Origin of the sequence: Yersinia sp. SCPM-O-B-9106 (C-191) (assembly GCF_026183365.1) — a bacterium.
GTDB lineage: Bacteria > Pseudomonadota > Gammaproteobacteria > Enterobacterales > Enterobacteriaceae > Yersinia > Yersinia rochesterensis.
On the sequence record NZ_CP110791.1, the window covers coordinates 3,751,508 to 3,777,183 of the forward strand.

Consider the following 25,676-nt stretch of genomic DNA (forward strand, 5'->3'; position numbering starts at 1 on the left):
TTAACTATTTTGCGCCGCCCGCTTCCATGCCGACTAACCCCACTTTGAGATAACCCGATTTGCGTAAAGCATCCATAACACTCATCAGAGTTTCATAATCCACTACTTTATCCGCTTGGAAGAAAATGGTGGTTTCTTTGTTAGATTGGGTCACTTTATCCAATGTTGCCGCCAGTGTATCGCGGTCGACCTGCTGATCGCCGACATACAGCTGGTTATCAGCTTTCACTGTCAGAAAAACCGGCTTCTCTGGGCGCGGCTGTGGCACCGCTGAAGATGCCGGTAAGTCCACTTTAATATCAACCGTTGCCAATGGTGCTGCCACCATAAAGATAATCAGCAATACCAGCATGACATCGATGAAAGGTGTCACGTTAATTTCGTGCAGTTCACCACTTTCATCGAGGTTATCGTTCATCCGCATGGCCATAAATCACCCCGCACGCAATTGGTGAGGCTGCTTAGGTGACTTTGCTTCAGCGCTGCTGCTCAAATCAAGATCACGGCTCAGCAATAATAATACCTGTGCAGCAACATCCCCTACCTGAGCGCGGTAAGAACCAATCAGGCGAGCGAAAATGTTATAGATAACCACCGCAGGAATTGCGGCAACCAAGCCAAGTGCTGTTGCCAGCAAAGCTTCGGCAATACCCGGAGCAACAACAGCCAGATTAGTCGTCTGTGAGTGGGCAATACCGATAAAGCTGTTCATGATGCCCCAAACAGTACCAAACAAACCGACAAACGGAGAAATGGCACCGATTGTCGCCAAGAAGCCATTACCTTTGCCCATTTGGCGGCTAATGGCAGCAACACGGCGCTCCAGACGAAAAGCAGTACGTTCTTTAATGCCGTTGTTATCGTTTGATTCTGCCGATAATAGGCGTTCGTTTTGCGCTTCACGCAGTAATAGACCGCTGATGCTCTCTGGAGAGAAAACCTCTGCTCGCTCAGACGCGGTATCAAGATCAGTAACCGCGCCGATAACCTCGTGTTCTTGCCGTAAACGGCGGCGTGCTCGGAATAATTCAGTACCTTTGGAAAACAGAATGGTCCAGGTCACGATTGATGCCAATACCAAGCCAATCATTACGCCTTTCACCACCACATCAGCATGTTGATACATGCCCCAAACGGAGAGATCCATCGCCAAGCCTTGTGGGGCAGGAGCCGTTAATGGCTGAACTGACGGTGCCGATATTGTGGGTACTACAGCTTCTGCATTAGCAGGGGCTGCTACAGATGTAATTTCCGGTGCAGGTAACGGCGTTGATGTTGCTGTCGTCGTTGGTGTCGTAACTGATGCAGCGACTGCGCTACTGTTGCCCGGTGCGGCGAATGCATGACCGGTTAAACCTGCCACCAGCAATAATGCCATCGCGCCTTTCATCATTCGGCCTTGCACGAATGATTTGTCTTTAATCTTTTTGTCAGCTGTTTTCACGCTGCGCCTCCACCCAATATGCATATCAATTTAAGGACGAAATCAGCTGCCGATCATATCAAACAAACTGGGGATTGATAGTAATTATCATTAGTATTTACGCCTATTTTTTGAGAAAAAATAAGAATCCCCCTGATATCAGGGACTACGCAGCAGGATCAACGGATAAACATTCTGAGCTGTACAGATTGAGTGACACTTTATGTAAAAATAAAAAAGGATTAATTGCAGAGAGCGCTTTTGCATGAATTAAGCCCTCTCCTAACGGCCTCCCCTTAATAAATTTCCTATTTCGTCACTTACACAGCATTTTTCCATTACAAATCTGCGGAAAACAGCGAGTCACCCTCTTTAGTTTTTTTCATGGTGAAAGCTACCCTCTCATTACAATCATCATGCTAACGTAAGGAATAAATACATCCCAATAATGAATGCTGACCATGGAATAATGGGCATGCTGATGAGAAGGTGGCAAAGCGATTATGTCTGCAAATAAACCCACGATAGAAAAATTGGAAACAATCTTAGTTAGCGCTGGCAGAAGTCAGAAATTCACCCAAGGCTCGGTCAATACCGTCATTCAGCGCGCATCCTCTTTGGTTTTTGAGTCAGTAAAAGCCAAAAAGCACGCCACAATTAATCGCGGAAATGGGGCGCTATTTTATGGCCGCAGAGGCACGCTAACCCATTTTTCTTTGCAAGAAGCGATGACAGAACTGGAAGGCGGCGCGGGTTGTGTGCTTTATCCTTGCGGTGCTGCCGCGATTAGTAATGCCATTTTGTCATTTGTTTCCACCGGCGATCATGTGTTGATGACTGGCTCGGCTTATGAACCGGCACAAAGTTTTTGCGATAAAATCTTATCGCGTATGAATATCACCACCACTTATTTTGATCCCATGATAGGGGCCGAAATAGCCTCGTTGATCACACCGCAAACTAAAGTGGTTTTTCTCGAGTCGCCCGGTTCCATCACGATGGAAGTGCAAGATATTCCCGCGATAGTCAAAGCCATTCGCGCGGTTTCTCCAGAGATGATTATCATCATGGACAATACGTGGGCGGCTGGCGTGCTGTTTAAAGCCCTGGATTTTGATATTGATATCTCCATCCAATCAGGAACTAAATATATTATTGGTCATTCCGATGCCATGCTGGGGATTGCGGTCGCCAACACCCGCTGTTGGGAGCAACTGCGCGAAGATTCTTATCTAATGGGGCAAATGGTGGATGCTGATACCGCCTATCTTGCCAGCCGGGGCTTACGCACGCTGAGTGTGCGTTTAAAGCAGCATGAAAAAAACAGTATCGAAATCGCAAACTGGCTGATTCAGCGCCCGGAAGTTGCGGCGGTCTATCACCCTGCCCTGCCCGGCTGCAAAGGCCATGAATTCTACAAACGAGATTTCACCGGCTGCAATGGTTTGTTTTCTTTTGAGTTAAAAGAAGAGTTAACCCAGCAGCAGTTAGAGGCTTATCTCGACCACTTTACCCATTTCAGTATGGCTTTCTCGTGGGGCGGGTTTGAGTCTTTGATTCTGGGGTATCAACCCAAGGATATCCGGGCCATCCGCAAATATGAGGGTGAGGGAATCAAAGGCACATTGTTCCGTTTACACATTGGGCTAGAGAATGTACAAGATTTGCAGGACGATTTAACCGCTGGGTTTGAGCGCATCAAAGCTTCGCAGTAACATTTATGAGCGCTATGGTTTGTGAATGTGCGGTCAAAGTCTCCGCACATTCATCCTCTCTTACACAAATAGTGTCAACGGCACGTATATATGCCCTTAAAAATTCGGTTATTGAGGATAAGATCAATGTGGATTAGCGCCATTACCGATACACTAGATAAAACCTTATAACAATATTCTCACACGATAGGCAAACAGGAACAGAAATGGATGTATTACGCGAAATCCTTCATGCCTTATGGCAGCAGGATTTTAGTAAACTTGCCGACCCGAATGTGATTTGGGTTATTTACGGTATACTTTTTACCACCCTTTTTTTAGAAAATGGTTTGCTGCCAGCCTCTTTCCTCCCCGGTGATAGCTTGTTGCTATTGGCGGGTGCACTGATTGCCAAAGGTGTCATGGCATTCTGGCCCACCATGATAATTTTGACCGCTGCGGCCAGCTTGGGTTGTTGGCTGAGTTACCTGCAAGGGTTATGGTTGGGAGATACCAAAGTGGTAAAAAGGTGGCTGTTGCAGTTGCCTACCCATTATCGACAACGCGCCCATAACCTGTTTGTTCGCCACGGTCTGGCAGCCCTGATTATTGGCCGTTTTCTGGCTTTTGTCCGGACTTTATTACCCACTTTAGCCGGTATTTCAGGTCTAAATAGCACGCGTTTTCAGTTCTTTAACTGGCTCAGTGGGCTGCTATGGGTTGGTAGTGTCGTGGGGCTGGGCTTTGCACTTAGCCATATTCCCCTGGTTAAGCATTATGAAAATCAAGTCATGACCGCGCTGATGATTTTGCCGATTGTTTTGTTATTGGTCGGGTTGGTTGGCACACTGGTCTTGGTCTGGTGTAAACGCAAAAGTGTGACCGAGTAAGCTTCTCCGCTCGAACAACTAAACGGCGCTTAGTGCGCCGTTTTGTATTGATATCACCTCAGTTAGTGCGTAACTTGGCGACTTCTTCACTCGGTGTAACGCCGAAATAGCGTTTAAACTCGCGGCTAAATTGTGAAGCACTCTCATACCCTACCTTATTCGCTGCGGTACTGGCCTTTAGCCCATCGTGTAGCATCATCATTCGCGCACGATGTAGCCGGTAAGATTTCAAATATTGTAGTGGCGAAGTGTTAGTCACCGCTTTGAAATTATGATGAAACGCGGAGACGCTCATGTTTACATCCGCGGCTAATTGTTCAACATTCAGGTTATCTGCAAACTGATTTTCAATACGCCGCAATGTCTTGGTAATTTGATTGAAGTGCCCATGGCGATTAACCAAAGCCTGTAATGCCCCACCGCACTGTCCACATAACACGTAGTAAATGATTTCCCTCACAATTTGTGGGCCAAGCACCCTGGCATCACGAGGATTAGCCATCACATCCAGCAACCGCTCGGTGGCGCATAGCATCTCTTCAGTCAATACAGATGAATTGACACCAGAGGTATTACCGAAAGGTTTATCGAGTTCGTCATCACCAATATCTATAATTAGATCCTGTAGCATCTGGCTGTCTATATGAATCGAAATCCCGGCCAGCGGCACTTCCTCGCTGGCAAAAGTTTCACATTCAAACGGTAATGGCACTGTCAGAATCAAGTAGTTTTTCGGATCATACTGAAATACTTTGCTACCCAGATAACCCACTTTATGCCCCTGAAATATAATAACTACACTCGGGGTATACATGACGGGTGTACGCGGTTGGTGTACGGTGGAATAGAGAATTTTCACCTTTGGTACAGCGCTAGGGGTTAAGCCATTGCCTTGAGCCAGACGAGCAATCATCCCAGCCATCTGTACCTGAATATCCGTAACCTCAACCATTGCGCCCTCACCTGCTTCTGTTATCTGGAACGATCCGACATAAATTGTGCAGTATTTTGCGAGTTTTCTACAGTGATTTAGAGAAATAGGCAAGAGCAAGGCAGAAATGTGCATTGAGGTATAACGCCAAGTTACCGACAATGGCTATACCCGTCATACTTCAAGCTGCATATGCGTTGGCCACGTTCAATCACCCGAATCACTTACAACACCGTAAGCTCATCGGGATTCTCTCACTTGCCGCCTTCCTGCAACTCGAATTATTTTGGGTACATCAATAAATACTTACCCTAAGCTGGAAGACAAATCATGCAAAACTTTACCCTTCATACCCCCACTAAAGTACTGTTCGGTACTGGTCAAATAGCGCAACTGAATAAAGAAATTCCTGCTGATGCACGTATTTTAATTACCTATGGTGGCGGCAGCATCAAACAAAATGGTGTACTCGACCAAGTTCACCAAGCACTGCAAGGCTTTGATTACCTAGAGTTTGGTGGCATTGAGCCAAACCCTACTTATGAAACCTTAATGAAAGCCGTTGAGGTTTGCCGAGCAGAAAAAATCACTTTCCTGCTAGCCGTGGGTGGCGGTTCAGTATTGGATGGCACTAAATTCATCGCGGCGGCCGTCAATTATCCGCAAGACCCATGGCATATTCTGGAAACCACCGGCAGCGATATCAAAGAAGCACTGCCTATGGGTTCAGTGCTGACCTTACCTGCTACTGGCTCTGAAGCTAACAGTGGCGCAGTTATCAGCCGCCGCAGCACCGGTGATAAGCAACATTTCTTCTCGCCGCATGTGCAGCCGCTCTTTGCTGTGCTGGATCCAGTGGTGACTTATACCTTACCACCGCGCCAGGTGGCTAACGGTGTAGTTGATGCTTTTGTACATACCATTGAGCAATACCTGACTTATCCGGTGGACGCCAAAGTTCAAGATCGTTTTGCTGAAGGTTTGTTATTAACTCTGATTGAAGAAGGCCCGAAAGCCTTAACTGATCCTGAGAATTACAATGTACGCGCCAACATTATGTGGAGCGCCACCATGGCATTAAATGGCCTGATTGGTGCCGGTGTCCCGCAAGACTGGGCGACTCATATGCTGGGCCACGAACTGACAGCGCGTCACGGGCTGGATCATGCACAAACATTGGCGGTGATATTGCCCGCTCTGTTGGTGGCGAAGAAACAGCAAAAACGCGCGAAATTATTGCAATATGCGGAACGTGTCTGGGATCTCCGTGAAGGCACTGAAGACCAACGCATTGATGCGGCTATTGAAGCGACCCGTCAATTCTTTGAAGACATGGGTGTCGCGACTCGCTTATCTGATTACAAACTGGATGGCAGCACCATTCCTGATTTAATCAAAAAATTAGAAGAGCACGGTATGACCGCACTTGGCGAGCACAGTGATATCACTTTGGCAGATAGCAAACGTATCTACGAAGCTGCGGTCTAATAATATAGTTTAGCGAAATACAATGTGATTTTAGCTGAGGAGATCAATATGGTGACGCAACCCATTATCAAATTGCACGATGGAAATCTGATGCCACAACTCGGTCTTGGCGTTTGGCAAGCAAGCATTGAAGAAACACAGCTTGCTGTCACCAAAGCACTGGAGATCGGCTATCGTTCAATCGATACAGCGGCTATTTATAAAAATGAAGAGGGTGTTGGTCAGGCGCTGCAAACGGCCAATGTCGCCCGTGATGAGCTATTTATTACCACTAAGCTGTGGAATAGTAACCAAAATAATCCTCAGCAAGCACTGGAAGAGAGTCTGAAAAAACTTCAGCTCGATTATGTGGATCTCTATCTAATTCACTGGCCTGACCCAGCACAAGACCGCTATGTCGGTGCCTGGCGTGAATTGATCGCCTTGAAAGAGCAAGGTTTGATTCGCAGTATCGGCGTTTGTAACTTCCATATCCCTCACTTACAGCGGTTGATTGATGAAACCGGCGTTGCCCCGACTGTCAATCAGATTGAGCTTCACCCCCTGCTCCAGCAGCGGCAGCTCCATGCATGGAATGCCACACATCATATTGCGACAGAATCCTGGAGCCCGCTGGCTCAAGGCGGCGATGGCGTTTTCGATCAAGCCATCATTCGTGAATTGGCGCAAAAATATGGTAAGACTCCAGCACAGATAGTCATCCGTTGGCATCTGGACAGCGGGCTGATTGTTATTCCTAAATCAGTGACACCGGCGCGCATCAGGGAAAACTTTGAAGTATTTGATTTTAAACTACACAAAGATGAACTGACGGCAATTTCGAAGTTAGATAGCGGTAAACGACTGGGGCCAGACCCAGATGCTCCCAGGGCCTGACCGCTGATTTATCAGCTTATTAATGATGCTTAGCTTTCCCTCTGGCGACACCAGCGGGTTTATTCACCGGCGCTCTGTTTGCGCCGGTTTTGCTGCCTGCAGTCTTGGGCGAGGAACTGCCCGTAGTGGTCTGCGCGGTTTTACCCAAAGGGGCTTTACCTGTTGAGGCTGCATTCGTGCGGTTACCCGGTTGACGCTGACGAGTGATAGCAGTGTGCTTGGTCAGCGCCGGTGTATGATGACGAAACGCCCGGCGTGCTTCACGTTGTTCTTCCAGAGTCGGTGCCGGAACCAAACATTCACGGCGGCTACCGATCAAGTTTTGCAGCCCCATTTCCTCTAATGCCGTGCGAATCATCGGCCAGTTAGCGGGATCATGATAACGCAACAATGCTTTATGCAACCGCCGCTGACGATCTCCTTTCGGAACAACAACATCCTCACTCTTGTAATCCACTTTGCTCAGCGGGTTCTTGCCGGTGTAATACATGGTGGTGGAGTTAGCCAGCGGTGATGGATAGAAGTTTTGCACCTGATCCAAACGGAAACGGTTTTTCTTCAGCCAAAGAGCCAAATTCACCATATCTTTATCTTCTGTCCCCGGATGGGCGGAGATAAAATACGGAATCAAATATTGCTCTTTACCGGCCTGCTTGGAATAGGTATCAAACAGCTCTTTAAAGCGCTGATAGCTGCCCATTCCCGGTTTCATCATTTTTGAAAGTGGCCCTTCTTCAGTATGTTCCGGGGCTATTTTCAAGTAGCCGCCCACATGATGGCTGGCTAATTCTTTGATATAACGTGGATCTTCTACTGCCAGATCATAACGAACACCAGACGCAATCAGGATCTTTTTAATCCCTTTCAAATCACGCGCTCGCCGATAGAGCGAAATGGTCGGCTCATGGTTAGTGTCCATGTGCTGGCAGATTTCAGGGTAAACGCAGGATGCACGGCGGCAAGTTTGCTCGGCTCGTGGTGACTGGCAGCGCAGCATGTACATATTTGCCGTTGGGCCACCCAGATCAGAGATGATGCCGGTAAAACCAGGAACTTTATCGCGAATTTCTTCTATCTCACGAATGATAGAATCTTCAGAGCGGCTCTGAATAATGCGCCCTTCATGCTCGGTAATCGAACAGAACGAACAGCCACCATAGCAACCGCGCATGATATTGATCGAGAAACGAATCATATCGTAAGCTGGAATAGGTGATTTCCCATAAGACGGGTGCGGCACACGCTGATAAGGCAGGGCAAAAACGCTGTCCATTTCTTCCGTACTGAGCGGGATAGCCGGTGGATTAATCCAAATATAGCGGTCGCCGTGTTTTTGCATCAAAGCCCGTGCACAACCGGGGTTGGTTTCATGATGTAAAATCCGCGAAGTGTGGGCATACAATACTTTGTCTGCTTTCACTTTGTCATAGGATGGCAGCAAGACATAGGTCTTCTCCCATGGTTTGGGTTTGGCGGCCCGTACGGTAATAGGTTTGGCTTCCGGCTCGGGAACACTGTCTGTCGCGCACGGCAAATCTTCACCATAAGGATTCGGAATAGCTTCAATACGGCCCGGTTTATCCAACCGAGTAGAATCCACGCCACTCCAACCCGGTAATGGGGTTTTGCGCATCACAACGGTGTTACGCACATCCTGAATATCAGCAATTTTCTCACCCGCAGCCAGACGGTGTGCCACTTCAACCAGTGGCCGCTCGCCATTGCCGTACACCAGCATATCGGCTTTGGCATCGACAATGACTGAGCGGCGCACAGTATCAGACCAATAATCATAATGGGCAATACGGCGTAAGCTGGCTTCAATTCCGCCAAGCAATACCGGTACATGGCTATATGCCTCTTTGCAGCGCTGGCTATACACCAAAGTGGCGCGGTCTGGCCGCTTACCGCTTTGATTATCCGGCGTATAAGCATCGTCATGGCGCAATTTGCGATCAGCGGTATAGCGGTTAATCATCGAGTCCATATTGCCCGCAGTGACGCCGAAGAACAGGTTCGGCTCACCCAAGCGCATGAAATCATTTTTATTTGTCCAATCTGGCTGAGCAATGATCCCTACACGGAAGCCCTGAGCCTCCAGCATGCGGCCAATGATAGCCATGCCAAAACTGGGGTGGTCAACATACGCATCACCGGTGATGACAATAATATCGCAGCTATCCCAGCCCAATATGTCCATTTCTTCGCGAGACATCGGTAAAAATGGCGCAGTGCCATAGCATTCAGCCCAATAAGGCTGATAAGAAAACAGGTCACGCTCTGGCTGAATCAGGCTGGCACTCATGGCAATACTCTTTGAATTGGGGAAAATTGGGGTGGTTCGGGTTAAGAAATCATCACCGGGCGGCGATTATACGCATTTATCCATGGAAAGAGGAGGGATAAATCTGTTGATAACATGATTCGCACCATCAATTAGAACAGGATCACTGGACGATTATTCATCGAGACAATTATTCGTCGAAGCAATAATCTATCGAAACAATAATCTATCAAAACAATGACCCCATTAATCTTAACCGAGTGTCGGCGCGGCCTGTGTTACCAATTGTCCTGCTGACCCACGATCCGCCATCTCAAGGCTCTGGCTGTAGAACAAGAACGGGAAATGCTCGGAAGATACTTGATTGAAATACACCAGTAACTCTACATCGCCATCAACCCAAACTGTATCCTTCCAACCCCTATCTTCGGCCATCGCTGGCGCACCATTTACACTTTTCACCAGGAACGAAACACCCTGAATATGGAATGCTTGCGGCATGTCCGCGTGTATTGTCCAACGCTCCCAAGTACCTTGCTGTGCCTGAGCATCAGCCCGATTCATATCCCAGATAACGCCATTGATTCCCGGCAAATCATCCCCTAAGCGGAAGTCGCGAGAGCGCACCGCATTGCCATCCAAAATCTGATCAGAGAGCAAACGTATTGGCAGATTATCAGTGACTAATGGCAACAAACCGGTCGGTTTTAATGTCAGCACCAAGCTGGAAATCAGAATACTTGATGGTTCAAATAGCCCGCGCAACCTGTCCATAATCCCGGCAGACTCACCCGCCGTAATCGACACTTCGCTCCCCTGCGACATATCGATAACCACCTCACGTCGTTCACCCGGCGCTAACGAGAGTTGCTGTACCATCACCGGCGCAGGCAGGAACCCCTGGTCACTGGCAACCACATGCAATGGGCGGCCGTCACTCAGTTGCAATATATAGCGGCGGGCATTGGACGCATTCAATAAACGTAAACGCACCCAACCACGAGAAACTTCAACAAATGGGCTTTGTGCGCCGTTAACCAACAACGTATCCCCCATAAAGCCCCCATTTGCTGGCGGGTCATATTGCGGAACGCCAAAGTTATCCAGCCGTTTATCCTGAATAATAATCGGGAAATCATCAACACCATAATGGCTTGGTAGTGGCATCGCTTTGCTGACTTCATCTTCCACCAGCCACATCCCGGCTAACCCATTGTAAACATGGGGAGCCATGCGGTTAGGCGTATTGGCGTGATACCAGCAAGTTGCCGCAGGTTGCCGTACAGGCAATACCGGTGACCAATCAACACCGGGGGTAATCATACGTGCAGCGCCGCCCATCAATGTGCCCGGAACTTGCAACCCACTGATAGTCATAGACACCGGCTCAGTCAAACGGTTGCTGTAAATGAGCTTAACATCATCACCGCTGTAAACCCGAACAGTCGGCCCTAGATACATACCGTTGATACCCCACACAGCGGCTTTCTGCTTGCCACTGAATGCCCAATGCGCCCGCTGTAAAGTCAAAAACAGCGGTTGCCCACGGCGAGATTCAAGTAAAGGTGGGACAGGCAACGAGGGTTGCTGGGTACTATTAGCCTGTGCCCTCAATGGCAACGAACCCGCGCCTAGCGCTAAGCCCGTAGCCTGAATGAACTGGCGACGACTGAGTGACATATCTTCTCCGGGAAAACCACCATCAAACCTACTGCAAAATTTTGCCTGACTGCGAATAACGCTGAAGGACGGCAAAACGCTCACGACCAGAGTCGTTTAAATAGAAACAGAAATCCAAACTTTACTTATGCCCGACATTTTTCAAGATGCCGATGTGTTGATAGCTTGAAATCTACGGGCTATATATTATTTTTCAGTTGCTGCCTGCTGGGCAATTTCTGCATCAAGCTGCTCAATTTTAGCCAACATCAGATTGCGACAATGCTCCGCTAACTCACGAACGCGATCTTTACCGTAACCGGTGGTATCAACTGGCGGCATAATTTCTACAATAACTTTGCCATTTGACCAACGGTTTAACTTGATATTGTTAGTGCTGGACACACAAATTGGCACGATTGGCACACCCGCGGCAATAGCCGCATGGAAGGCGCCTGTCTTGAACGGCAGTAAACCACGCCCACGGCTACGAGTTCCTTCTGGGAACATCCAGATGGAAACATTCTTTTGTTTAACTTGTTCAACTACTTGGGCGATAGTGCCATGCGCTTTGGCGCGGTTATCACGATCAATAAGCAGATTACCTGTTAACCAATATAATGGGCCAAATAAAGGTACCCACAACAAGCTCTTTTTGCCTACAGTGACGGTGCCGGATTGAACGACATTCGACATCGTGACCATATCGTAATTATTTTGATGGTTAGCGATATAAATACAGGTACCGTAGTTAGCCGCTTCCTTAGGAATACGCTGCTCAACCGTAATCCCAAATAATACTGACATCCGGCCAAAAAGATGAGCAAACGTCGCGAGATTACGTGGATTTCGGGGGCGAAATAGGCAATAAATCGAACCAAACACACACACTAGAAAACAATATAAAACTGCCAATACCGTGCGCAAAATTAATAGCATAACAACCTCTTAAATACTTATTTTTATTAAACACTTACTTCTATTAAACACACACTCTTAAATTCGCAATCGGCGCTAGTATAGCGGTTTCCAGACAAAACACCGCGCTGATTCCTTACCCTAATTATGTTACGCGACAGCGCGCGCAAATTGCGCGCGCTCCCTGTTACATTTACTGGTTACTACTCTTCATTATCTGCTGGTATTACACGCTCTGGCGCATCAACATCAACGCGATCAATACGTTGTAGCCCACGAGGCAGTGGTGAACCTTTCCGACCACGTTCGGCTCGGAATTTCTGTAAATCTTCAGGCCGTAAGGTTAACTTACGTTTGCCAAAGTGCAGGGTAATTGATGTTTGAGGAGGTAAGACAAACAACCATACCAGGCGATCTTTACCTGCTGCCGCATCCGCCGCTGGGATAGAGACTATTTTATTGCCCTTACCTTTTGATAATTCAGGTAAATCTGCCACTGGGAACATCAACATGCGGCCAGCGGCAGTAATGGATAACAGCATGTCATCCGGCCCATAGATTTCCAATGGCGGCAGTGCTTTGGCATTTTCCGGCAGAGTAATCATGGTCTTGCCAGCGCGATTTTTGGCAACCAAATCATTGAAAGTACAGACAAAACCATAGCCCGCATCTGATGCCATTAACAATTTCTGGTCATCCGGTGCCATCAATACCTGTTCAATGGTTGCTCCCGGTGGCGGGGTCAGTTTACCGGTCAGCGGTTCCCCTTGCCCACGCGCAGAGGGCAATGTCAGTGGATCTAACGCGTAGCTACGGCCGGTTGAGTCAATAAACACCACGGGTTGGTTGCTCTTGCCACGTGCCGCAGCACGGAAGCTATCACCCGCTTTATAACTTAGCCCGCTCGGGTCAATATCGTGGCCTTTAGCACTGCGCACCCATCCCATCTCAGACAACACGATAGTCACCGGCTCAGAAGGCACAATATCATGCTCACTCATGGCTTTGGCTTCGCCACGTTCAGTCAGTGGCGAACGGCGATCATCGCCATAAGCGGCCGCATCGGCCTGAATTTCTTTTTTAATCAGGGTATTAAGCTTACGTTCTGATGCGAGTAATGCCTGTAATTGATCGCGCTCTTTAGCCAACTCATCCTGCTCACCACGGATCTTCACTTCTTCAAGTTTGGCTAAATGACGGAGTTTCAGCTCAAGGATAGCTTCAGCCTGAGTCTCAGAGATCGCGAAATGCTGCATCAACAGCGGTTTGGGTTCATCTTCAGTGCGGATGATATGAATGACTTCATCGATATTCAGGAAGGCAATCAATAAACCTTCTAAAATATGCAGCCGCTTCAATACCTTTTCCAGACGATAATTCAGCCGGTTACGCACGGTTTGGCGGCGGAATACCAACCACTCGGTCAGGATCTCCACCAGCCCTTTCACTGTTGGGCGATGATCCAAACCGATCATATTCATGTTGATGCGATAACTTCTTTCCAGATCCGTAGTCGCGAACAGATGGTTCATCACTTGGTCCAGATCAACACGGTTGGTACGCGGAACAATAACCAGCCGAGTAGGATTTTCATGGTCAGATTCATCGCGCAAATCTTCAACCATCGGCAGTTTCTTAGCACGCATCTGGCTGGCAATCTGTTCCAGCACTTTGGCACCCGAAACCTGATGCGGTAGGGCGGTAATCACCGCGCTGCCATCTTCTTTCTTCCATAAGGCCCGCATCCGTACCGAACCACGGCCATTCTGGTAAATTTTACGAATTTCATCACGCGGAGTGATGATTTCTGCTTCCGTCGGGAAATCAGGCCCTTGCACAAACTCCAGCAACTCTTCCAGCGAAGACGTTGGCTTATCAATCAGTGCCAGCACCGCCTGCGCAATTTCGCGCACATTATGGGGGGGAATATCTGTTGCCATACCCACCGCAATGCCGGTGGTACCATTGAGTAAAATGTTCGGCAGGCGCGCAGGTAGCATTTTCGGCTCCTGCATGGTGCCGTCAAAATTCGGCACCCAATCAACGGTTCCCTGCCCCAATTCACCCAGCAACACTTCCGCATATTTGGATAAGCGAGATTCAGTGTAACGCATTGCTGCAAAGGATTTAGGGTCGTCCGGCGCACCCCAGTTCCCTTGCCCATCAACCAATGGATAGCGGTAAGAAAATGGCTGTGCCATCAACACCATAGCTTCATAACACGCGCTGTCGCCATGCGGGTGATATTTACCCAGCACGTCACCCACGGTACGAGCAGATTTTTTGAATTTTGCGCTATTGTTCAGCCCCAGTTCGGACATTGCGTAGACAATGCGCCGCTGTACCGGCTTCAAACCATCGCCGATAAACGGCAACGCCCGATCCATGATGACGTACATGGAATAGTTCAGATAGGCGTTTTCAGTAAAGGTGTGCAGCGGTAAGCGTTCTGCACCGTCATGAGTCAAATCACTCATTACTCAATTATCCTCAGACTCTGGAGGCGATCACTGTCAGTCAGCAGATCGGCACCGCAAGTTCATTGTCAATTTCTGCCCGCGATAGTACCTCATCTGCGGGGTGACTGTCACAACCCACAGATAATCTCAATCTTTCAGTCCTGCAACATTAGCCGTACCTACTATCAAGCGGCGGGTTCACGGCCAGCTCGATGTGTGTTGGCGGCAGTAGCGGAGCCAATCACGAGGTTTTGTTGCTTCTTAAGCAATAGTGTTATGCATCATTGTGTATTTCTCTCTGGTAGCAAAACCATTAGCATACTCAGTATTCTGGGCTGGGCAGTATCTGGCCCACCGCTTTAATAGGATTATGCTAATGAGTAACATACTAATTATTAACGCAATGAAAGAATTTGCGCACTCCAAAGGGGCGCTCAATCTGACTCTCACTAATGTAGCTGCCGATTTTCTACCAGAAAATGGCCATCAGGTTAAAATCACCACTGTTGACCAAGGCTATGATATTGAAAGTGAAATTGAAAATTATCTCTGGGCTGACACCGTCATTTATCAAATGCCAGGTTGGTGGATGGGCGAACCCTGGATTTTGAAAAAATACATTGATGAAGTCTTTACCTATGGCCATGGCCGCCTGTACCAAAGTGATGGTCGCACGCGCTCTGATGCCACTAAGGGCTATGGTTCTGGTGGTTTGATTCAGGGTAAAACCTATATGCTTTCAGTGACCTGGAACGCACCACTTGAAGCCTTTACCGATCCAAATCAGTTCTTTGAAGGGGTCGGTGTTGATGGCGTTTACCTGCATTTCCATAAAGCAAACCAGTTCCTTGGCATGAAGCCATTGCCGACATTTATATGTAACGATGTGATTAAACAGCCCGATATTGAAGGTGACATTAGCCGTTACCGTCAGCATTTGGCCGAAAACTTTAAGCATCAAGCCGTTTGATATCACATATAAATTGGGGTTGCTATGATTACTGTTTTTGCAGAAATAAAGGTTAAACCGGGGCGTCGCCAAGCAGTGCTGGGTGCAATCGAGCAGCTAATACCGGCGGTGCTGGCAGAAGAAGGTTGTGGTGGCTATGTGCCAATGATTGACGTGCCGACTCAGCTTGATTGGCAAAAGAACTCGCCAGACTCTATTTTCATGCTGGAAAAATGGCAAAGTGTTCATCATCTGGAGTTACATTTGCAGATGGAACATATGCATCAGCATCGTGAAGTGATTAAAGATGATGTACTGGATGTCAGCATCCACATTTTGGATAACGCTTAATCAACTTATCCCCAAAGTAATTGAAGTTGCAGGTAGGCGGCAAGCAAACGCATCCCGATGAGCTTACTCAAGTAAGTGATTCGGGTAAGTGAGAGTGGCCAACCCCCTGCGGCTTTAAGAACGAAGGGGATCTTTTAGCCAATGGCTGCCCTGCAACTGAATCTGCTCACTGACATAATCCAGAAAACAGGTAATGCGCGCGGCAAGCTGAGTATTACGATAATAAACCGCGTTAATCGGCTGCCAGGTTTCCAGAGTTTGCTCAGCCATCACTTCAATTAAGCGCCCCGCCAATTGATCCTCTCGAGTCATAAAATCAGAGAGTTCGACGATCCCTTCGCCCTGTAAAGCCAATAAACGCAGTGTTTCACCACTGGATGCAGCCAGATTAGGAATGATCGACGCCCGCCCGCCCGGCAAATGAGGCAGCGACCACTGATTAAGAAACTCTGGCTGAGTAAAACCAAGCAAACTGTGATTTGCCAAGTCGTCAATCGTATGGGGAGTGCCGTGGCGTTGCAGATAATCTGGGCTAGCGAGGATGCGCACTCGGCTGGCACCCAACAGGCGCGCATGGATAGTTGAGTCGCGCAGCGCGCCAATGCGGATCGCGATATCAGTGCGTTGTTGCAGCAAATCGATATTCAGGTCGTCAGTATTCAGCTCAAGAATGATTTGCGGATATAGCGCTCGAAAACCGGTGATCATCGGCACAATCACATGCTGCATAAAAGGCGCTGCCGCATTCACCCGCAGTCGCCCAGCCGGTTTCAGTCGCCGTAAAGCAATTTGCTCTTCAGCATCATCGACCGCACTGAGGATCTGCCGCGCATGATTGAGGAACAATTCGCCCTCTTCCGTCAGCTCCAACCGCCGAGTGGTGCGGCGCAGTAAAGTGGTCGCCAGTTTCTGTTCCAGCCGGCTCAATGCCCGACTGATACCGGATGTGGTCTGGCTGCGTTGCTCCGCAGCCGCCGTGATTGAGCCGCAGTCGACGACTGAGATAAACGCCTGCAACTCTTCTAACGTCACTTTCATCGATCAAATCCCGTCATCGATCAGACCTCGATCTCGGCGGTATCCCCTTTCTCTTGTAGCCAATTGCGGCGATCTTCAGAGCGTTTCTTCGCCAGCAACATATCCATCATGGCCATTGTTTTATCAATATCGTCGTCACCGATAGTCAATTGCACTAAACGACGAGTATTAGGATCGAGGGTCGTTTCACGTAACTGTAACGGGTTCATTTCACCCAGCCCTTTAAAGCGCTGCACATTCGGCTTTCCGCGTTTACGTTTCAGTTGCTCCAGGACACCGGCTTTTTCTTCTTCGTCCAGTGCATAAAACACTTCTTTACCTAAATCAATGCGATACAAAGGTGGCATCGCCACATACACGTGGCCATTGCGAACCAGTGCGCGGAAGTGGCGAACAAACAGCGCACACAGCAAGGTAGCAATATGCAAACCATCGGAGTCCGCATCCGCAAGGATACAAACTTTACCGTAGCGCAATTGGCTTAGGTCTTCGCTGTCTGGATCAATACCAATCGCAACTGAGATATCATGGACTTCCTGCGAAGCAAGAACCTCATCGGAAGAGACTTCCCAAGTGTTCAAGATCTTGCCTTTCAGCGGCATGATCGCCTGATATTCGCGGTCACGCGCTTGCTTGGCAGAACCGCCCGCAGAATCCCCTTCTACCAGAAACAGTTCAGTCATGCTCAAATCTTGCGAAGTACAATCGGCCAGTTTGCCGGGCAATGCTGGGCCGCTAGTCAGTTTTTTGCGCACCACTTTCTTCGCCGCGCGCATACGGCGCTGGGCGCTGGAAATAGCTAACTCAGCCAACTGTTCAGCCGCTTGTACGTTCTGATTCAGCCATAGGCTAAAAGCATCTTTTACTACGCCGGAGACAAAGGCCGCGCACTGACGTGAGGAAAGTCGCTCTTTCGTCTGGCCGGCAAATTGTGGGTCCTGCATTTTGACTGACAGCACGTAAGCACAGCGCTCCCAGATATCATCCGCCGAGAGTTTGATGCCCCGTGGCAGAATATTGCGATACTCACAAAATTCGCGCATTGCATCCAGTAAACCCTGACGTAAGCCGTTGACGTGAGTGCCGCCCTGCATGGTCGGAATCAGGTTGACATAGCTTTCAGTCAGCAGCTCGCCACCTTCTGGTAACCATAACAGCGCCCAGTCAATAGCTTCAGTATCACCAGCAAAAGAGCCGACAAACGGCACTTCTGGTAAGGTAATCAAGCCGTTAACTGCTTCCATCAGGTAGTCAGTCAGACCATCGGCATAACACCAGCGCTGCTCAGTATTATTGACCTGATCTTTAAAGACGATTTCCACACCTGGACATAGTACCGCTTTCGCTTTCAGCAAATGTGACAAGCGGGACACAGAGAAACGTGGGCTGTCGAAGAAAGAAACATCCGGCCAGAAATGTACGCTAGTCCCAGTATTGCGCTTACCGCACGTGCCGATAACCTGTAAATCCTGCACTTTATCGCCATTTTCGAAGGCGATGCTGTAGATTTGGCTATCACGGCGCACCGTCACTTCTACCCGCTTGGATAAGGCGTTAACAACCGAAATACCCACACCGTGCAAACCACCAGAAAACTGATAGTTTTTATTAGAGAATTTGCCGCCTGCATGTAAACGACACATAATCAGTTCAACCGCAGGAACACCCTCTTCTGGATGGATATCAACCGGCATCCCACGGCCATCATCAATAACTTCCAGTGATTGATCGGCGTGCAGGATGACGTCAATGCGGCGGGCATGGCCTGCCAGTGCTTCATCGACGCTATTATCAATCACCTCTTGACCAAGGTGGTTTGGCCGCGTGGTGTCCGTGTACATTCCCGGACGACGACGCACTGGTTCTAAACCGCTGAGTACTTCAATGGCATCAGCGTTATAGCTGGATTCAGTCATGGTTTGATTAATATTCGGCTAATGGTTGGAAGGCTAGCGGTGACATGCCCGGCAGGCCATCACGACCTGCGGTTCAATACCCACTGCAGTAATAAAACCTACGGTATCGGGTGATGCTTAAACCGCCATATTAAGCGGTCGCTAGCCCTAAAAAAGTTACAATCGGGGAGAAATAATGATCAAAGCCGACAAAGGCATGATTCCCACCTGATTCTACTGTTTGCCGACAAGGGGTGTAATAAGCAACCGCTTGACGGTAATCGAGGATTTCATCCCCGGTTTGTTGCAATAACCAGAGTAAATCCGGTGATCCCAACTTTTCAATCTGCATGGCTTTCAGATCATAAATATGTCGAGACTCTAACACATATTGTTGCCCAGTGTAGGGGTTCTCATTTTCCCCCAGATAATCGCTGAGCAGCTCAAATGGCCGCACTGCTGGGTTAACCACCACGGCGGGAATACTAAAACGCTGGGAAAGCCAGGTAGCAAAATAACCGCCGAGGGAAGAACCTACAATGCCGATGGATTGCCCGGCTTTATCCATTACGATGCTTTCCAGCATTTCTGCGGCCTCCGCCGGATAAGGCGGTAATTGCGGTATCAGCATCTCAATATGAGGATGGTGTTGCTGCAACCAACTTTTGAATGTGGTTGCTTTGGCTGAGCTGGGTGAGCTATTAAAGCCGTGAATATATAGAAGCGTACTCATTCAATAACCATCCGAGTCCATGTCCGGGCAGAACTCATCACTGGCTAACCGACGCACCTCAGTTTCAAGTTTTCCATCAGGCAGCAAGTCGAGGTAGCGCCATCCCGGTGCCACAGTATCCAGTGTAAAATTAGTACAGTGCGGTTTGAACTGCACACAGGTAGAAGGGCTGGCCAGCAGGCGCTTACCATACCAATCGAGATCCAGATCCTGATGAATATGGCCGCACAACAAGGTGGTCACACGCGGATAGCGAGTCAGCACAGCCGCCAGCATATGCGCGTTGCGTAGGCTATGTTGATCAAGCCAAGTGCAACCCGAGGGTATCGGGTGATGGTGCAATAATATCAATGTGTAGCGTTCTGGATTCGCGATCAGACAGCGTTCCATCCACTCCAATTGATAGTCACTCAGTTCACCGTAAGGGACACCAAAAACTTGGCTGTCTAATAACAGTATTTGCCAATTATCACCGACCAGAACCTGCTTTGACGGTGCGATATCGGCATTCGCTAGAGCATCCACCATCGCGGGCTGGAAATCATGATTGCCGGGCAGCCAGACACAAGGTGCTGGCAAACGGGAGATACCCTCAGCAAAATTCTGATATGCAGCAACGGAATGATCCTGAGCCAAATCACCGGTCGCAACAATAAGATCAAAGGGGTGTTGCTCAGCAATAATCGCATCTAACACAGCGCGATAACTGCGAGAAGTATTTACACCCAGCAAGGTCTCATGTTCCCCCGCAAAGAGGTGGGTATCTGTTATTTGTAAAATTCTAACCCTGGCCCCACTCGCCATAGGCAGTTTAAACAGGCTTTCCAAATGGTGTCCTTGTTTTTGCACCTTTCCCAACCAGATTCATCACGTCTCTGTATCTCAGTTGGTCAGGCTATAAGTCTGTCTAACAAACTGGAACTGCCACCGCTCCATGCGCCAAACAATAGCGCAACCAGTCAGCAAGAAACTGGTTAATTTGATGCTTTTCGTCCCGCTGATGCAACTTTTTATTCGGATAATCATAACTTGCTTTGAAGCGGGAGATCTGCTGACTGGCACACACTTCCGCGACCTGCGCATCATGATAAAGCCGTACGACCATAGATGGCAGGCTCCAATGACTGCTAGCTGGCTCAGTTTGCACAATCTCGACAACAGAAGTGTAGCGGGTTGATTCAATAATTGTCAGTTGATAACTGGCGCTATTGACCTGATAAGCCACGCTTTCACCCACTTCATCGACACGCGGTATCAAACGACGCAATTGCGCGAAGTTAGTTTCGCATATCCGCATCATTTCAGGAAAATCAGGTGTGTAGCGCTTACCCATTATTTTCTCTCTTTCTTATGACTGCCACTCTGCTCTTAGCGATTGATGGTGCAACGCCAACCATTGTAGTGCAATGACTGAGGCTGCATTATCAATAACACCCTCTTCAACCCAACGATAAGCTTGTTCACGGCTGACAACATGCACCCGGATATCTTCATTTTCATCGGCCAGCCCATGAACCCCACTCGCGGTCGTCGCATCGACTTCCCCGACCATGATAGATAAGCGCTCACTGGTACCTCCGGGACTGGCTAAATAACTGAGCACCGGTTTGCAGCGGCCAACATGAATTCCCGCTTCTTCTTCAGCTTCGCGACGTACCACTTCCTCGACGGTTTCGCCCTCTTCAATCATCCCTGCCACCATTTCTAATAACCAAGGCGACCGGCTGCTGTCAATGGCGGCAATCCGTATTTGTTCAACCAGCACCACTTCATCGCGCACGGGGTCGTAAGGTAATAGCACGGCAGCATGGCCGCGCTCAAAAATTTCGCGTTTAACTTCTCCACTCATTTCGCCATTAAACAAACGATGACGAAACCGGTACACATCCAGTAAAAAAAAACCCCTGTACCGTGTTTCACGTGCAATAATTTCCACATCCTTCGTGCCGAAGGTCACCGGTGAGGGTTGTTTTGATGTCATAACTTATTTCCTTACTTGAGTATCTAGCCTGAATAGTGACTTTTAATGACAGCATGAATGAATGCCAGTCAGGCTAATAGAGGTTGGCAATTTTATAAAGACGGTTTTATAAAGATTATTTGACAAAAATAGTGTGATACAAGTTAGTTGTCTGAATAGTCATTTAGCTTTGTGATAGATTTAAGTAAATTTAGGCGAGATGGCACAATCAGCCACCTTATCCCATTGGCAGACTCTGATAGAATCGGCAACAATTCGTCTATCGACAACTACCATAGTAATATTGCCGCACAACTGCTGCACAACAAGGACTGCAAATGAAGAAACTGCTCCCCCTTCTTATCGGGCTGAGTCTGGCTGGTTTCAGTAGCATGAGCCAGGCAGAGAACTTGCTGCAAGTTTATAAGCAAGCCAGGGATAGTAACCCGGATTTACGCAAATCTGCGGCTGACCGCGATGCTGCATACGAAAAAATTAATGAAGCTCGCAGCCCGCTGTTACCACAGCTTGGTTTAGGTGCCGGTTACACCCATACTAATGGTTTCCGCGATGCCTCTGACAGCCCGGATAGCAATGCAACATCAGGCTCTCTACAACTGACTCAGACCATTTTCGACATGTCTAAATGGCGCGCTCTGACTTTACAAGAGAAAGCCGCCGGTATTCAGGACGTGACGTTCCAGACCAATGAACAAGCTTTGATCTTGAACACGGCAACTGCCTATTTTAATGTTCTCAGAGCCATTGATAGCCTGTCTTATACTGAAGCGCAGAAACAATCTGTGTATCGCCAGTTAGACCAAACGACTCAGCGTTTTAATGTCGGTTTAGTGGCTATTACTGATGTGCAAAACGCCCGTGCTAGCTACGATACCGTGTTAGCAGCGGAAGTGACGGCTCGTAATAACCTGGATAACGCGCTGGAAAATCTGCGTCAAATTACGGGTGTTTATTACCCTGAACTGGCGTCGCTGAATGTATCTCGCTTGAAGACAGAACGCCCACAAGCGGTAAATAATCTGTTGAAAGAAGCTGAAAAACGTAACCTTTCTTTGCTTTCTGCTCGTTTGAGCCAAGATTTGGCTCGTGAGCAGATTAAGTCGGCAGAAACAGGCTACATGCCAACTATCGATTTAACGGCATCAACTTCAGTCACCAATACTCGCTACAGCGGCGGCACTCCAAGTACCCAGCAAGCAAACATGGATGCTGGTCAGAACAAAATTGGCGTGCAACTGAGCTTACCGCTGTACAGCGGTGGGGCGACTAATTCCTCAGTGAAACAGGCGCAATACAATTTCGTCGGGGCGAGTGAGCAGTTGGAAAGCGCACACCGTAGTGTGGTGCAAACTGTACGCTCCTCATTTAATAATATTTCAGCCTCCATCAGCAGCATTAAGGCTTATGAGCAAGTGGTTATTTCTAACCAAAGCTCATTAGATGCAATGGAAGCAGGTTATCAAGTAGGAACGCGTACCATTCTTGATGTATTGACTGCGACGACTAACCTGTATCAATCCAAGCAGCAATTGGCCGATGCTCGTTATAACTACCTGATAAACCAACTAAATATCCAGTCAGCACTGGGTACATTGAACATGAACGATCTGATGGCCCTGAATGGTGTACTGGATAAACCCGTCCCAACATCAGCCACCAGCTTGGCACCGGATGATGCTAACCAGAATGCTTATGCCGATGGCACCAGCACTCGAGCTACACCGCGTGCGACAACGGTTAGCCAGCCGGCCAGCGCCGCTGCTGGTAACAGCAACCCATTCCGTAACTGATTTTTACGAATGTGAACTCACCGGGTACGGCATCAAGCTGTGCCCGGTTTTTTATTTCCCTCCTTGACTCCCCAGCATCTTTCGTCAATGAAAAAAGCGAAGCGACTCGCAGCATTTCGTATAGCTTTGTAAAGTCTGCACCTCATCGTCCCTCAAGCTTTAATTTCATACACATTTCCCCTATTCTTAGGACACTTACTGGGAAAGGGCATTGAACGCCCGGAAATGAGACAAATAATGATGAAACGGACTCAAAACATCAATCAAGAGACTTTCCGTAAATCCTGGCGCAGCTACCGCCTCGCGCCAGTAGCTTTAGCTGTCAGTGCTGTATTTATGCTGGCTGGCTGCGAAAAAACCGATGAAACCGTCTCTTTGTATCAAAATGCTGATGATTGCTCTGCAGCAAATCCGTCTAAGAGCGCGGAATGTACCACGGCTTACAACACTGCGTTGCAGGAAGCGGCTAAAACTGCACCGAAATACTCAACCCGTGAAGATTGCGTGGCTGAATTTGGTGAATCACAGTGTACCCAAGCACCAGCACAAGCCGGTATGGTACCAACGTCTTCATCATCTACTGAAACAACAGCAGCAGCGCCGCAGCAAAGCGGCAGCATGTGGATGCCACTGATGGCCGGTTATATGATGGGCCGCATGATGGGCGGTGGTGCAAGTCAGCCATTGTTTACCTCTAAAGCACCAAATAGCCCGGCGAGTGGCAAGTTTGTTGACGCAACGGGTAAAAACTTTGGTTCAGCCACCACGGGCCGCACCATGACAGTGCCAAGAACTGCAATGGCACCGAAACCTGCGGTGACCAATACCATCACTCGTGGCGGTTTTGGTGAGTCAGTAGCTAAACAATCTTCTATGCAACGTAGTGCCGCGACATCATCCAAAACCAGCACGCGCAGCATGGGTGGCTAAGGTCTGATTAATGAAACGTTTAGCGATTAGCGAACGCCCGGACTGGCGCGAAAAAGCCACCGAATTTGGTTTCCGTTTCCACACCATGTATGGCGAGCCGTACTGGTGTGAAGATGCTTATTACGAATTCACACTGGCACAAATTGAAGAGTTGGAAGACACCACCGCAGAGTTGCATCAGATGTGTCTGCAAGTGGTTGAAAAAGTAGTCAATAGCGATCAACTGATGGCAAAATTCCGCATTCCTAAACATTGCTGGGATTTTGTTCGTAGCTCTTGGAAGTCTAATCAACCTTCTCTCTATTCGCGTCTTGATCTGGCCTATGACGGTGTAAATCCGGCTAAGCTGCTGGAAAATAACGCAGATACACCAACCTCACTATATGAAGCCGCTTTTTTCCAATGGCTATGGTTGGAAGACCAGATCAATGCAGGCAATTTGAGTCAGGATTCTGACCAATTCAACAGCATGCAAGAGAAGCTGATTGAGCGTTTTGTTGATTTGCGCGACAACCATGGTTTTAGTTTGCTGCATCTGGCTTGCTGCCAAGACAGTGAAGAAGATCGTGGTACTGTGCAATATCTGCAAGATTGCGCACTGGAAGCTGGCCTGCCAACTGAATTCATGTTTATGGAAGAAATTGGCTTAGGCGAAAAAGGGCAATTTACCGACTTGGATAATCAAGTTATCAGTAATTTGTTCAAGCTCTATCCGTGGGAATTTATGTTCCGCGAAATGTTCTCCACTAAATTGGAAGATGCTGGCGTACGCTGGCTGGAACCGGCCTGGAAGAGCATTATTTCTAATAAAGCCCTGCTGCCGTTACTGTGGGAAATGTTCCCAAATCACCCTAATCTGTTGCCTGCTTATTTTGCTGAAGATGATCATCCAGTTATGGATCATTATGTCACCAAGCCGCTATTCTCGCGGGAAGGTGCCAATATTCAGATAGTGGAAAACGGTAAAGAAGTAGCGCGAGTTGATGGGCCATATGGTGAAGAGGGTATGATTGTTCAGCAATTCCACCCATTACCTAAGTTCGGTGACAGCTATACCCTAATTGGTAGTTGGCTGGTGAATGATCAGCCTTGTGGTATTGGTTTGCGCGAAGATCGTGAATTGATCACCCAAGATCTGTCACGTTTTTACCCGCACATCATTTTGGGCTAAGACTACACACCATACCGTGAGCCAAGGGTTTACCGTACCTACGGGCGCTCCGACGGCTCACGCCGTTGCGGCCCCAACGGCACGTTTCCCCTTGGTTCAATTTTATCAGTAAATACCCAAAGTCATTGGCGTTACAGCTAGGTAGCAAGTGAATGACAACTTGGTTGTAAACCATGTTGAACAGCGCTTGCGCTGGCCCATAGGGTGAGCTTCATA

General features: G+C 48.4%; 22 protein-coding genes. 9 read left to right on the forward strand and 13 right to left on the reverse strand.

The annotated features are described in order from the left end of the window. Positions 1-4 precede the first annotated feature (4 nt). Both exbD and exbB read right to left on the reverse strand, forming a co-directional pair. Positions 5-430: a TonB system transport protein ExbD gene (gene exbD / locus OP863_RS16990; RefSeq protein WP_145591223.1), complete on the reverse strand. Its 426-nt coding sequence runs from the start codon at positions 428-430 to the stop codon at positions 5-7. Between the two features lie 3 nt (positions 431-433). Continuing rightward, a complete protein-coding gene (exbB, locus tag OP863_RS16995) occupies positions 434-1,444 on the reverse strand; it encodes a tol-pal system-associated acyl-CoA thioesterase (protein ID WP_186368254.1) in 1,011 nt (336 codons plus the stop codon). 482 nt (positions 1,445-1,926) lie between these two features. On the opposite strand from exbB, the gene metC reads away from it, so the two are divergent. Together metC and OP863_RS17005 are read left to right on the forward strand one after the other, a co-directional pair. Then, a complete protein-coding gene (gene metC / locus OP863_RS17000; protein ID WP_145591224.1) occupies positions 1,927-3,138 on the forward strand; it encodes a cystathionine beta-lyase in 1,212 nt (403 codons plus the stop codon). Between the two features lie 206 nt (positions 3,139-3,344). Next, a complete protein-coding gene (locus OP863_RS17005; RefSeq protein ID WP_038639004.1) occupies positions 3,345-4,007 on the forward strand; it encodes a DedA family protein in 663 nt (220 codons plus the stop codon). 58 nt (positions 4,008-4,065) lie between these two features. Here the strand turns inward: OP863_RS17005 and OP863_RS17010 are convergent, their stop codons facing one another. After that, on the reverse strand, positions 4,066-4,959 hold the full coding sequence (locus OP863_RS17010) for an AraC family transcriptional regulator (RefSeq protein ID WP_145589246.1): 894 nt from the start codon (positions 4,957-4,959) through the stop codon (positions 4,066-4,068). A gap of 309 nt (positions 4,960-5,268) precedes the next feature. Between OP863_RS17010 and yqhD the strand changes: the two genes are divergently transcribed. Further along, positions 5,269-6,426 carry an alcohol dehydrogenase gene (gene yqhD, locus OP863_RS17015; protein ID WP_050291971.1) on the forward strand — a complete coding sequence of 386 codons (1,158 nt, stop codon included), beginning with the start codon at positions 5,269-5,271 and terminating at the stop codon, positions 6,424-6,426. Between the two features lie 48 nt (positions 6,427-6,474). Beyond that, the gene (gene dkgA, locus OP863_RS17020) at positions 6,475-7,302 is read left to right on the forward strand and encodes a 2,5-didehydrogluconate reductase DkgA (RefSeq protein ID WP_038638997.1); all 828 of its coding nucleotides are present in this window, start codon (positions 6,475-6,477) and stop codon (positions 7,300-7,302) included. A 19-nt stretch (positions 7,303-7,321) separates the two neighbouring features. Here dkgA and OP863_RS17025 read toward each other — a convergent pair whose 3' ends face one another. From OP863_RS17025 to parC, 4 genes are all read right to left on the reverse strand, one after another. After that, on the reverse strand, positions 7,322-9,607 hold the full coding sequence (locus OP863_RS17025) for a YgiQ family radical SAM protein (RefSeq protein WP_265525652.1): 2,286 nt from the start codon (positions 9,605-9,607) through the stop codon (positions 7,322-7,324). A 231-nt stretch (positions 9,608-9,838) separates the two neighbouring features. After that, positions 9,839-11,266, reverse strand: coding sequence for a cell division protein FtsP (gene ftsP, locus OP863_RS17030; protein WP_265525653.1), 1,428 nt, complete (start codon positions 11,264-11,266; stop codon positions 9,839-9,841). 186 nt (positions 11,267-11,452) lie between these two features. Then, complete coding sequence (locus OP863_RS17035; protein WP_038638988.1) at positions 11,453-12,184, reverse strand: 1-acylglycerol-3-phosphate O-acyltransferase; 732 nt, start codon at positions 12,182-12,184, stop codon at positions 11,453-11,455. 182 nt (positions 12,185-12,366) lie between these two features. Beyond that, entirely contained in the window at positions 12,367-14,640 is a 2,274-nt protein-coding gene (gene parC / locus OP863_RS17040; protein ID WP_038638985.1) for a DNA topoisomerase IV subunit A, read from the reverse strand. A 358-nt stretch (positions 14,641-14,998) separates the two neighbouring features. Between parC and OP863_RS17045 the strand changes: the two genes are divergently transcribed. Continuing rightward, positions 14,999-15,592, forward strand: coding sequence for an NAD(P)H-dependent oxidoreductase (locus OP863_RS17045; protein WP_038638982.1), 594 nt, complete (start codon positions 14,999-15,001; stop codon positions 15,590-15,592). Between the two features lie 24 nt (positions 15,593-15,616). Then, entirely contained in the window at positions 15,617-15,922 is a 306-nt protein-coding gene (locus OP863_RS17050) for a putative quinol monooxygenase (RefSeq protein ID WP_038638978.1), read from the forward strand. Between the two features lie 114 nt (positions 15,923-16,036). Here OP863_RS17050 and OP863_RS17055 read toward each other — a convergent pair whose 3' ends face one another. The 6 genes from OP863_RS17055 to nudF all read right to left on the reverse strand — a co-directional run bounded on the left by OP863_RS17055 (position 16,037) and on the right by nudF (position 21,569). Beyond that, positions 16,037-16,960 (reverse strand): LysR substrate-binding domain-containing protein, encoded by a 924-nt coding sequence (locus OP863_RS17055; protein WP_265525654.1) that lies wholly within the window; start codon positions 16,958-16,960, stop codon positions 16,037-16,039. A 20-nt stretch (positions 16,961-16,980) separates the two neighbouring features. After that, positions 16,981-18,876: a DNA topoisomerase IV subunit B gene (gene parE, locus OP863_RS17060; protein ID WP_004390127.1), complete on the reverse strand. Its 1,896-nt coding sequence runs from the start codon at positions 18,874-18,876 to the stop codon at positions 16,981-16,983. A gap of 130 nt (positions 18,877-19,006) precedes the next feature. Then, positions 19,007-19,588 carry an esterase YqiA gene (yqiA, locus tag OP863_RS17065; RefSeq protein WP_038638972.1) on the reverse strand — a complete coding sequence of 194 codons (582 nt, stop codon included), beginning with the start codon at positions 19,586-19,588 and terminating at the stop codon, positions 19,007-19,009. Beyond that, positions 19,589-20,416: a 3',5'-cyclic-AMP phosphodiesterase gene (gene cpdA / locus OP863_RS17070; protein ID WP_145589327.1), complete on the reverse strand. Its 828-nt coding sequence runs from the start codon at positions 20,414-20,416 to the stop codon at positions 19,589-19,591. Between the two features lie 79 nt (positions 20,417-20,495). Further along, the gene (locus tag OP863_RS17075; protein ID WP_038638966.1) at positions 20,496-20,921 is read right to left on the reverse strand and encodes a DUF1249 family protein; all 426 of its coding nucleotides are present in this window, start codon (positions 20,919-20,921) and stop codon (positions 20,496-20,498) included. A gap of 15 nt (positions 20,922-20,936) precedes the next feature. Continuing rightward, a complete protein-coding gene (nudF, locus tag OP863_RS17080; RefSeq protein ID WP_038638963.1) occupies positions 20,937-21,569 on the reverse strand; it encodes an ADP-ribose diphosphatase in 633 nt (210 codons plus the stop codon). Between the two features lie 317 nt (positions 21,570-21,886). On the opposite strand from nudF, the gene tolC reads away from it, so the two are divergent. From tolC to OP863_RS17095, 3 genes are all read left to right on the forward strand, one after another. Continuing rightward, positions 21,887-23,359 carry an outer membrane channel protein TolC gene (tolC, locus tag OP863_RS17085; RefSeq protein ID WP_038638960.1) on the forward strand — a complete coding sequence of 491 codons (1,473 nt, stop codon included), beginning with the start codon at positions 21,887-21,889 and terminating at the stop codon, positions 23,357-23,359. Positions 23,360-23,599: 240 nt separating this feature from the next. Next, the gene (locus OP863_RS17090; RefSeq protein ID WP_038640039.1) at positions 23,600-24,289 is read left to right on the forward strand and encodes a DUF1190 family protein; all 690 of its coding nucleotides are present in this window, start codon (positions 23,600-23,602) and stop codon (positions 24,287-24,289) included. A gap of 10 nt (positions 24,290-24,299) precedes the next feature. Continuing rightward, a complete protein-coding gene (locus OP863_RS17095; RefSeq protein WP_145589252.1) occupies positions 24,300-25,460 on the forward strand; it encodes a glutathionylspermidine synthase family protein in 1,161 nt (386 codons plus the stop codon). Positions 25,461-25,676 lie beyond the last annotated feature (216 nt).